3 protein-coding genes and 1 pseudogene are annotated in these 12,204 nt (G+C 64.0%); all 4 read left to right on the forward strand.

All coding sequences use genetic code 11. From position 1 onward, the window contains the following. Positions 1-408 precede the first annotated feature (408 nt). Entirely contained in the window at positions 409-7,425 is a 7,017-nt protein-coding gene (locus ACWKXT_RS23910) for a Tc toxin subunit A-related protein (protein ID WP_454533544.1), read from the forward strand. 134 nt (positions 7,426-7,559) lie between these two features. Next, a pseudogene (locus ACWKXT_RS23915) lies at positions 7,560-8,432 on the forward strand (SpvB/TcaC N-terminal domain-containing protein); the annotation flags it as partial. Between the two features lie 261 nt (positions 8,433-8,693). After that, positions 8,694-11,906: a toxin TcdB middle/C-terminal domain-containing protein gene (locus ACWKXT_RS23920; protein WP_454533546.1), complete on the forward strand. Its 3,213-nt coding sequence runs from the start codon at positions 8,694-8,696 to the stop codon at positions 11,904-11,906. A gap of 101 nt (positions 11,907-12,007) precedes the next feature. After that, the coding region (locus ACWKXT_RS23925) for a hypothetical protein (protein ID WP_454533545.1) at positions 12,008-12,204 on the forward strand (197 nt) is incomplete at its 3' end.

Here is a 12,204-nt window from a genome sequence, read left to right on the forward strand (position 1 = left end):
CGATTTCAGGTGATTAATCCCTCATCTCTCACCCGTCTTCACACGAGGTCGGGGAATAAAAAAGGTGTCCGTCTGCGAACCCTAAAATATTCAGGCCTCCGGTGACCGTGAAGCGACTGTTGCCCGGGAATGCTGCCCTGCGGGGCGGTATTCCGGCGTTAATCTTCTTTCTCCCCGCGCTTCCGACTGGCCGCTAAAATGTGAGTCATGAGACACCAGTATAATTCCCGGTAACTCACAGGACGGGTAAGGACATAGTGATTACCGTTATCTGGCTTCCTGCAGACCTGACGCGCCGGGTGACATGACGTCACTTCGCCCCGGTCTCCGGGACCGTTTCTCCGTGCTGTCTCTGTGTACCGCTTTTCGGACCGCGCGGAGCGCTCACTTTCCTTTACTGAGGTAACTATGTCAGAACATATCCAGAATATGCCCCTCTTCGCGGCCCTCGCGGAAAAGCTGAACATCACCACGCTGTCGGAACTCGGGGATTTTTCCCTGGAGCAGGTCCTGGCGGCGGCCGGCGATGACGTCGGCCATGCAGACTGTCACGCGCTGCACGCCGAAGCGGTCCGCCGCCTGGCGCTCAGCACCACGCGTGAGCGTCAGGCCGTCACCCGTGCAAACCCGCAGCTGCTGCAGGCCCCGCATCTGGGCATTTCCGCACCGGCTCACGCGGTTGCCTACGGCAATGACTTTGTCCCGGACCGCAATGACCAGTTTGTGAAAGAAGGGGACGTGTCATCCATGTTCTCCCCGGCGGCCTATCTGACCGAGATGTACCACAACGCGGAGCAGCTGCACGAGAAGGGGAAAGCGTACCATCTGGACACACGCCGTCCGGACCTGGCCACCCTGACGCTGAGCCAGGACAATCTCGACACACCGCTGTCCACCCTGAGTCTGTCGAATGAAATCCTGCAGGCCACGCTGAAAAAGCAGAGTCAGTATAATACCGACGAGAAACTGCATACGGCCCTGGCAGAAAACCACAGCAACCCGGAAGGCCCGTATCACCACGCCTTCACCGGTATCAGCGAGGCGCTGCGCGCCCGTAAGGCCTCCCCACGCACCCTGCTGACCCCGGAAAACCGTCCGGCGGGCCATGATAACGTGGCGGCGCTGTGCCTGGAGCTGGGCATTTCCCCGGCGCTGTACGCGCAGCTGACGACGGACATCACGTTTGAGAATGCGAAGGCGGAGTATAAAAAGGTGTTTGGCGACACGCCGCCTGAGGCGCTGCTCAGTGCCAGCGCGCTGGCCGCCCGCTATAACCTGCCTGAGGCCATGTTTGAAGAGACGCTGGCCCGCTCGGTGCTCAACGCGCCGGATACCAGTGGAAGCTACGTCGATAACGTCTTGACCCGCTCCTGGAACATAAGTGGTGACAGGTACTTTATCCGCGTGTTCCGTACGTTTACTCACCGGTGGCCCAAAGATAATGATGAACTCGTAGTAATCCAGAATGAGTCCGGCAGGCGTAGCATTCTGTATACTTCGAAGCAGGATTCTGAATCGGTAGAAAATGTCAGCTTGTGGGTTGGTAAGACTGAGGTCTGGCAGGGGCAATTAAAGAACCTGGCCAGGGGCATTTCACTGCCTTTGGGGGAAGGACGCCCCGGCACCGGCACCATCGAAGTAACCCGCCAGACGAAAGATATGAAAGGTAGCTGGGGGAAGAATAAATATTACGGCATCACAAATACGACAGAGTGCCATTCCAAGCGAACCTGGCTGCTGGCCCTGCATCATCAGGTGCTGCTGCATCGTGCACTTGGCCTGTCGCTGCCGCTGATAGCCCGTATCCAGATCCACCATAACGACGATACGGCGAGTGTACTCAAAACCGCTGCGTCGTTATTGCGCTTTCAGCGTGATTACGTCCTGGGGGAAGAGACGGCCGGCACCCTGGCCGGACTGCATCTGGACGTCATTTCGACAGGCGCTTGTGCAAGTCAGTACGATCGAATCTTCAACGCGCCTCCACTTGATAATTTTCACATCAATTATAGCTCACCTATTCAGATTGAGCTGAATAAGGATACGCAAGGAGTAAAAGAATCAAAATATATCACGCGTTATTGCCGCTCACTGGGGCTTTCATCATATGAGGAAGTTAAGGTTTTAAACAAATTTACGGCGGGATTTCATTTAACATCATCCTCTCAGGAATGGCTGAGTCAGCTCTACCGCGGTAAACTGCTGGCCGATATCCACGGCCTGACCGTCAGCGAACTCAGTACCCTCCTGCCCCTGCTCGGATTCACCAAACCGCTGTCCGACGAGAGCTTTTCCGCCGTCGTTGATAAAGTCCGGACCGCCACCCGCTGGCTGCGCGCGCAGAATCTCTCCGTCGTCGGCCTGCAGGCCCTGCTGACAAAACTCACCCCGGTGCAGACCCCGGAAATCAGCAGCCTGGTGCGTTCCCTGCGCAATGATGTCGTCCTGCCCGTCGACGCAAACGGCAATCCGGTCACCCTCACCGCTGACAGCCTCATTCCTGCCCTGGCACCGCACCTGGCCTCCGCGCTGGGCCTGACCTCGCCTGAAGTATCTCATCTGGTCATGCGCTGGGCGGAAATGATGGGTAACCGCGTCACCGACTTTTGGAACAATATTGCTTCCCTGAATATCAACAGCACTGCGTTTGTCGTGCCGGATAACGCGCTGGCCTACTGTCAGCTGCTGGGACAGCTGGCCGCTATCGTCAAGGGTCTGGACCTGAGTGAACGTGAGCTGGAACTGGCGGTCGGTTATCCTGAAAAGCTGAATGACTGCTTAAGCTATGTGGGCCACAATTTTGACGCCCTGATGCTGCTGAGCCGCTTCCACTGCTGGGTCAGTGCCCTGGGAGAGCAGGCCTCCGCGGCCCTGACTGCCCTGCAGAAAGGGGCGCTGACGGTGAAGCTGCTGGCGGAGCTGATGTCCCTCGACGGTGAGGCGCTGGCCGTTGCCGCGAAGCAGGCCGGGCTGGACAAACTCAGCGACTTCATCGCCGTTGAACGCCTGCTGCAGTGGCATCAGGCCGCGCAGACCCTGAACGTCAGCGCCGCCACGGTGGGCGAGCTCTTCGCGATGCGCTTTGTGGCCAACGCCGGCAAGCCGGTTTCCACCCTGGCGCAGTGGCAGACCCTGTCCGGCAGCGTGCAGGCGGGCCTGTCCGGGCGTGAACGTGCGGCGGTCAGCGCGGTACTGGATGAACGCCTGTCCTCCGCCCTGAGCCAGCTGTATATGGGGAGGGTCGCGCCGGCTGAACTGAAGCTTCGCACCCGCGATGACCTCTATGGCTACCTGCTGATTGACAGCCAGGTCAGCGCTGATGTCACGACCACTCGCATTGCGGAGGCCATGGCCAGCCTTCAGCTGTACGTGAACCGCTGCATGCAGCTCGGCCATCTGGAGTCCGGGGTGAAAACCGGGGCGCTGAGCCGTCCGTTCTTCCGCGAGTGGACCACCTATAATCGACGCTACAGCACCTGGGCGGGCGTGTCCCAGCTGGTGTATTACCCGGAAAACTACGTCGACCCGACCCAGCGTAGCGGGGAAACCACCATGATGCGCACCCTGCAGCAGTCCCTCAATCAGGGCCAGCTGACGCAGGACCAGGTGGAGGATGCCTTTAAAACCTACCTGGCGGAGTTTGAGAAGGTGGCAGACCTGGAGATTATCAGCGGCTACCACGACGGCCAGAACAACCGCAGCGGCCACGTCTGGCTGATTGGCGCCACCCGCGAGTCCACGCCGGTCTACTACTGGCGCCGGGTGGACATGAGCCAGTTCAAGGACGAGGCGTTCCCGGCGACGGCCTGGAGCGAGTGGCAGGAGATTACCGTGGCGGCCACGCCGTATGCGTCCATGATCCGCCCGGTCATACGCAACGGGCGCCTGCACCTGGTGTGGGTGGAGCAGCGCCAGGAAGGCGTGAACGACGACAAGCCGGTCTGGAAGGCAGACCTGAAAACCGCCCACCTTCGCCAGGACGGAACCTGGAGCGCGGCAAGGGTATTTGAGGACGCAATAAAGCATCTTTATCTGGCTGACACCCCCCCCATGGAATTGTCGTGCCTGGAGGACCTGACAACAAACCAGGCTGACATCTATTTCTGGAGTAAAAAACAAGGCTCTCCATTGGTTTATCGTGCGTGTACGCTGTCGGATACCCGACTGACAGATAAAGTGGTCGATAAGGTGCACGTTCTGGAGCTGTTCAACAGGCAGTCCGGGCTCCCCGTTTGCCACCCGTTATCGCGCAGCGGGATGTATATCAGCAATTTTATCCGCCACTATGATGATTACGTGAGAACCGAGCGTGCCATCCTCACTGAAGTGGGAAAAAGCTATACGTTAAGCGGCGATCTGACGGTGATTAAAAAAAACTATGCGCCTTTCAAAAATCCTGAAGTTTATCTGCAGGTCGGCCACAACGTTATTGCATACCATTCCCTGAACGCCGGTGAACTCAACACCCCGGGCAGAAGACTCCCGCTGTCCCTGACGTTCCCGCTTTCAGCGATAAGCAACGAATCATCCCAGACGGTCACCCTTGCTGTGCGTGAGTCCGGCCAAACGTATGGCCCTCCGGTAACCATTTTTGAGTTTCTCCGTGATGCGGTTGACGATAACACCCTCCTGACGCTGCATACCGCCCGGAGCGGCGCGCAGTCGATGGTCTGGGGCTTTAACGGCATTAACTGCGTGCGCCTGAACACCCTGTTCGGACCGGAGCTGGTCAGCCGCGCCGCCCGCGGCCTGGACGCTATCCTGAGTCTGGACTCCCAGTCCCTTCCGGAGCCCGCGATCCGGCCAAAAGGCGCCCGGGTGACCCTGACCCTGGATAAGTACAGTCCCGCCATCCACGGCACCAGTGGTATCGTCACGCTGCGCCATACCCGCATCGCTGATAATATTGGCCCCGACGTCCTGTTCCACGGGGAGCTCAGCGCCGCCGCCACCACGCAGGTGACTGTGTTCATGAAGTACTACGCCGACGGTGGCGGCGATAAAAATAACTTCTACATTGAGCCGGAGTACCAGAAAGGCAAATTCAATGACATCCGTATCCACAAAAAAGGCGGCGATGCGGACGTCTGGTCGCTGGATACCAATTACAATAACGGCACCTTCCCGGGCCTGGTCCGCGTTGACCGCGTGGAGACCTTTGACGAAAACACGCCGGCTGAGCCGATGGACTTCGCCGGTGCCAACGCCCTCTACTTCTGGGAGCTGTTCTACTACGCCCCTATGCTGATTGCCCAGCGCCTGCTCCAGGAGCAGAACTTCGACGCCGCCGGTCGCTGGTTGCGCTACGTCTTCAGCCCGGAGGGCTACGACGGTGACGCCGGCCGCCACTGGAACGCCCGCCCGCTGCTGGAAGACACCCGCTGGAATGACATCCCGCTGGACAGCACCGATCCGGACGCGGTGGCCCAGAGCGACCCGATGCACTACAAGGTCGCCACCCTGATGCGCCTGCTGGAGATGCTCACCGCCCGCGGCGACCACGCCTACCGCCAACTGGAGCGAGACACCCTGGCCGAGGCCAAAATGTGGTACGTCCAGGCCCTGGCGCTGATGGGCGACGAGTCCGTCACCCGCCCGGCTGTCTGGGCCGCGCCGACCCTGAAGGACGCCGCCGGTAAGGTCGTGAACCGCCTGCAGGCGATGGAGGACCGACAGGCGTCACCGGTACGTATTCTGTCCGCGCAGCCTTATACGGCTAACGCCCTGACCGGGCTGTTTAACCCGCCGCAGAACGCCCGCTGGCAGGCCATCCGCCAGGACCTTATGCAGCGCCTGTACAACCTGCGGCATAACCTGACCCTGGACGGCCAGCCGCTGACGCTGCCGCTGTTTGCCACGCCGGCAGACCCGGCCGCGCTGCTCAGCGCCGCTGCTGCTGCAGGCAAGGGCGGCACGCCGCTGCCTGCCGGCCGCGAGCTGGGGCTGCACCGCTTCCCGCTTGCCCTGGAAAGCGCCCGCAACATGACCGGCCAGCTGATGCAGTTCGGCAACGCTCTGAGCGGCGTGATTGAGCGCCAGGACGCGGAGGCGATGGCGGTGCTGATGCAGACCCAGGGCAAGGCGCTGATGGTCCAGAGCGTGGCGATGCAGAAGAAAACCCTGGAGGAGCTGGGCAACGAGGCGAAGGCCCTGGCCGCCTCCCTGGCGGGGGCGCAAAAGCGTCAGGACTACTACAGCCGCCTGTATGACGAGAACATCAGCGCGGGCGAAGGCTTTGCACTGGGGGCCCGCGTCACCGCCGGCGCCATGCAGGCTGCCTCCCGTCCGCTGATGGCCGCCGGCGCCGCCGCCAACATGGCACCGAACATTTTCGGGATGGCCGTCGGGGGCTCCCAGTGGGGCAGCATTCCGTTTGCGGCCGGCATGGCGCTGGAAAGCATTGCCACAGGAATAATGACCGCCGCCGACGGCGCCGCGCAGGGTGAAATGTACCGCCGCCGCCGCGAAGAGTGGGAGATGCTGCGCGATAACGCGGAAAAAGAGGTGGAGCAGCTCACCGCCCAGCAGGCATCCCTGAAGGTGCGTACCGAAGCGGCCGGGCTGCAGCTGACCTATCTGGAAACCCAGCAGGCGCACAACGAGGCCCAACTGGCCCTGATGCAGCGTAAGTTCAGCAATCAGGCCCTGTATAACTGGCTGCGCGGCCGCCTCTCGACGCTGTACTTCCAGTTCTACGACCTGACCGTGTCGCGCTGCCTGCGCGCCGAGAAATCCTTCCAGTGGGAGACCGGCGAGACGCGCGGCTTTATCAAGCCGGGCGCCTGGCAGGGCACCTACGCCGGCCTGCTGTGCGGCGAAGCGCTGATGCTGAATCTGGCCGCGATGGAGAGTGCCTACCAGAAATGGGACGCCCGCGCGCTGGAGGTGGAGCGCACCCTGTCGCTCGGCGAGCGCTACGGGAAGCTGTCCTCCGGGAAGTTTTCGCTGAAAGACACCATTAAGTCGCAGCTTGACGGCGATAAGGGCAAGGCCGGCAGCGGTAAGGACACCGTCAGCCTGGATAAGGATATCCTTTCCGTCAGCGTGGAGCTGAAGGGGCTGGGCCTGGCGTCGGACTATCCGGACGACATGAAGCTCGGCAAGGTGCGCCGCATCAGACAAATCAGCGTCACGCTGCCGGCGCTGCTGGGGCCGTATCAGGATGTGCAGGCGGTGCTGGGCTACACGGGCACCTCCCCGCTGGCCCGCGGCTGCTCCGCCATCGCCGTCTCCCGCGGCATGAACGACAGCGGTCAGTTCCAGCTGGACTTCAACGACGGGAAGTACCTGCCGTTCGAGGGAATTGATATCTCGGATACCGGTACGCTGACCCTGCGCTTCCCGAACGCCACCGGCGCCCAGAAGGCCCTGCTGGCCAGCCTGAGCGACATCATCCTTCACGTTCGCTACACCATCCGCGACTGAGTTCCCGGGGTTCGTTAACCATTTAATCACAGGCCCCTCCGGGGGCCTGACAGGAGTATATTATGCAGGATATTCAGGAATCGGTTGCCGTCACCCAGCTGTCGCTGCCCAAGGGCGGCGGCAGCCTGCAGGGCATGGGCGAGTCCTTGGGCACTCCCGGGCCGGACGGCGTGGCGCAGATGAGCCTGCCGCTGCCGGTCTCCGCCGGACGTGGCATGGCGCCCGCGCTCAGCTTAAGCTACAGCAGCGCCGGCGGTAACGGCCCGTTTGGTCTGGGCTGGCAGGCGGGCGTGATGAGCGTGCGCCGCCGGACCAGCCAGGGCGTGCCCGCCTACGACGACCAGGACGCGTTTATCGGCCCCGACAACGAGGTGCTCGTCAGGGAGCTCGATGGTCACGGCCAGCCTCTGGTGAGGGAAACGGCGACGGCACAGGGCGTGGCGCTCGCGCAGCGCTGGCGCGTGACGCGTTTCCGCTCCCGCACCGGCGCCGGCGCCCCGCGTATGGAGTACTGGCAGCCCCTGGCCGCCGGGGCCTTCCCGTTCTGGCTGTGCCACACGCCGGACGGGCAGGTTCACTGCCTGGGGCAGCGCGCCGACGCCCGTCTCTCCAGTCCGGACAATCCGGAACAAATTGCCGAATGGTACCTGCAGGAGTCCGCCTCGCCGGACGGAGAGCACATCAGCTACCACTATGCCGCAGAGAACGACGCCGGCACCGGGGCTGCCGAGCGCGAGGCCCATCCGCGGGTCGCGCAGCGCTACCTGCAGCAGGTCCGCTACGGTAACCGGACCCCCCGGGCGCCCCTCTTTGCCTGGGATGCCATCCCCCCCGCGCCCGACGAGTGGCTGTTTACCCTGGTGCTGGATTACGGGGAGCGTCCGGCTGGTCTGAACACGGTCCCGGCGCTGGCTGCCGGCGGGGAATGGGGGCTGCGCGCCGACCCGTTCTCACGCTACGACTACGGCTTTGAGGTCCGCACCCGCCGCCTGTGCCGTCAGGTGCTGATGTATCATGACGTGGCGGCGCTGGAAGGACGTCCCGCCGCGCCGCCGGTGCTGGTTTCCCGCCTGCTGCTGACCTATCACGCCTCGCCGTCAGTCACCCAGCTGACCGGCTGCCGGCTGCTCGCGCATGAACTGGACGGCACCCCGTGCGCCCGTGCGCCGCTGTCGTTCGGCTATCAGGCCTTTGAGCCGCAGCACGCGCCGGCCTGGCGCCCTCTGACCGGCCTGCAGGGGTTCAACGACGGCCTGCGCTATCAGTGGGTGGATCTGTATAACGAAGGTATGCCGGGGATCCTGTATCAGGACGAGCACGGCTGGCAGTACCGCGCCCCGGAGCGCACCCCGGGCACGACGGACGGGATCACCTATGGCCGTCCCCGCCTGTTACCCGTCCCGTCCCTGATGCAGGGCGGGCGCCTGATGGACCTGACCGGAGACGGTCGTCTGGACTGGCTGGTTGCTCGCCCGGGGCTGGCGGGCTTCTACCGCCGTCACCCGGATAAGGGCTGGGGCGATTTTACGCCGCTGGCCGCGCTGCCGACGGAGTTCTGGCAGGACGGCATGCAGTTTGCCGACCTGAACGGCAACGGCGTGTCGGACGTTGCCCTGATTGGCCCGAAAAGCGTGCGCCTGTATCCGGGCACCCGCGAGGGCTTTGCGGCTGGCCGTGACGTTGAGCAGACCGGCGGCATTACGCTGCCGCTTTCCGGACTGGATGCGCGTGAACTGGTGGCGTTCAGTGATTTACCCGGCTCCGGGCAGATGCACTTGGTGCGCGTGCGCCATGACGGCGTCACCTGCTGGCCGAACCTGGGGCACGGGCGCTTCGGCGCGCCCTTTACGGTACCGGGCTTCAGCCAGCCGGAAGGCGAGTTTGATCCGGGCCGGCTGTTCCTCGCGGACCTGGACGGCACCGGGACCACGGACCTGATTTACGCCCATGCCGACCATCTCTGGGTCTATTTCAACCAGAGCGGAAACCGCTTTGATATCCCTCTGGTGCTGCCGCTGCCGGACGGCGTCCGCTTCGATCATACCTGCCAGCTGACGGTCGGAGACCTGCAGGGGCTCGGTGTCTCGAGCCTGGTCCTCAGCCGCCCGCACATGAGCGAGCAGCACTGGCGCTATGACCTTGCCGGTCTTAAGCCCTACCTGCTCAGCCGGGTGAACAATAACTGCGGGGCGGAGAGTCGCCTGCACTACCGCAGCTCCGCCCAGTTCTGGCTGGATGAGAAAGCCGCGGCCGGCGACGGCGACCTGCCGGCGAACCACCTGCCGTTCCCGGTGCATCTGCTGGCCACGACGGAGTCACTCGATGAAATCACCGGGAACCGTCTGGTCCAGACCGCCACCTACCGGCACGGCATCTGGGATGGCCGCGAGCGCGAGTTCCGGGGCTTTGCCCTGGTGGAAACCCGGGATACGGACGAGCGCGCGCAGGGCAATGCCGAAGAGCGCAGTGCCCCGGTGCTGACCCGACAGTGGTTCCATACGGGCCTCGCCGGGGATGAGCACCGTTATCGCCAGGCCTACTGGACGGGTGACCGCCAGGCGGCGAACCCGGGTGCCACGCGCCTGACCCGCGCGGAGGGGGACAAGGAGATGGCGCTGGACGCCCCGGCGGCGGAGCTGCAGTACTGGATGCACCGTGCGCTCAGGGGAAGCCCGCTGCGCACGGAGGTGTATGCCGCTGACGGCAGCGCGCAGGAAACGGTGCCGTACCAGGTCACGGAGGCCCGCTATCAGGTCCGCGTGGTACAGTCTGCCGCCCCCGGTGCGCCGTATCCGGTGGTGGCCCCGCAGCCGCTTGAGCAGTGGAGCTATGGCTATGAGCGCGTGGCAGACGACCCGGTTGTCAGCCAGGAGGTTACGCTGGCCACGGATGCGTTCGGCTACCCGCTGCGCACGGTCTCCGTCAGCTACCCGCGACGTGCCCGCCCGGCCGCATCGCCTTACCATCTGGATTTACCGGAGGGCGCCTGGGAGGCAAGCTATGACGAGCAGCAGGACGTGCTGCGCCTGACGGAAACCGAATACAGCTATCATCATCCTGATACGGCGCACGGCTGGCGCACGGGGCTTCCGCATCAGCAGCGCATCAACCTGGTGACGACGTCCGGTGCAGGCAGCACGTCGTACCTGTCTGCGGAAGATTTGCTGAAGGACACGGGGCCGCTGGGGACGCATGCGCCCCGACAGTACGGCGGACACACCACGGTACGCTACACCGCCGGCCGTGCGGATACCCCGCTGAACGCGCCGACGGTGCAGGCCCTGGTGGCCTTTGAGGAGAGCGCCGAGCTGGACGCCGACAGCCTGAAGGCACTGGACGGGGTCCTGAGTGCTTCAGAGCAGCTTACGCTGCTGCAGGAGGCGGGCTACACGCAGGCACTGCCGGCGTTTGCCCGTCCCGGTGAGGCAAAAGTGTGGGTGGCGACCCGCGCACTGACGGATTACGGCAGCGCGGCGCAGTTCTTCCGTCCGCTGGCGCAGCGGGCCTCAACGCTGACGGGCGCCACGACGCTGACCTGGGACCGCCACCACTGCGTCGTGACGGCCACGGAGGATGCGGCCGGACACCGGACCCGCGCCGTCGTCGACTACCGCTTTATGGTCCCGGTATGCCTGACGGACATCAACGCCAACGACAGCATGGTGACGCTCGATGCGCTGGGCCGGGTGACCAGCAGCCGCATCCGGGGGACGGAGGACGGCGTGCCGGCGGGCTGCCCGACGCCGGAAGCGGTCCCGTTCCGGGTGCCCGCCTCGCCTGAGGAGGCCCTGGCGTTGTCCGGTCCGTTGCCGGTCTCGCAGTTTATGGTCTATGCCGACGACGCCTGGGCCCGCCGGGTACCGGATGACGTCGACCCGTCCCTGCGCCAGGCGCTGCATGAGGCCGGACTGATGACGGAGGATGGCTACCTGTGCGCGCTGGCGTACGCTCGCGCCCTGAAGCGTCCCGGGCTCAGCGTGCTGATGTCTGCACTGGACACGGACAGCGGCCGGGCGCCCCCTCACGTGCTGACGGTGGTCACCGACCGCTATTATCCGGATGCGGAACAGCAGCAGCGACAGCAGGTGGTCTTTTTTGACGGCGCCGGTCGGGAGCTCCAGACGGCGCAGCGCGTGCCGGCGGGTGAGGCCTGCCAGCGTCTCGATGACGGCTCCCTGGCCATCGGTGAGGATGGCCTGCCCCGCAAGGCGCATACCGGAATACGCTGGGCAATTACCGGCCGCACGGAGTATGACAACAAGGGGCTGGCGGTCCGCCGTTACCAGCCGTTCTTTATCAACAGCTGGCGCTGGCTGCGCGACGACAGCGCGCGTGAAAACGCCTGGGCCGACACGCACGTTTACGATGCGCTGGGCCGGGAAACCGGGGTGCTGACCGCCGCCGGCTGGCGCCGCCGGACGCAGTACACCCCGTGGTTTGTGGTCAGCGAGGATGAGAACGACCTGGCGTACCTGAGCTGATACGTCTCCCCGCCCGGAGGCCAGCCACGCCGGCCTCCTTTCTTCTTTCCGCCCGCCTGCCGGGCATTTTTTTCATTTTTATCACCCCCGGAATATTCATCATGAGCTTCATTCCTGCCTGCTTTCAGCACACCCCGGCCCTGACGGTGACCGACAGCCGCGGCCTCACCGTGCGCGCCGTCGCCTTCCTCCGCCACCCCGATACCCCGGACGTCTGTGACCTGCGCGTCACCCGCCATCACCATGACCCCCGCGGCTTCCTCTCCCGCAGCGCCGACCCGCGCCTGTACGGGGCCGG

Source organism: Enterobacter sp. UPMP701, assembly GCF_053709515.1.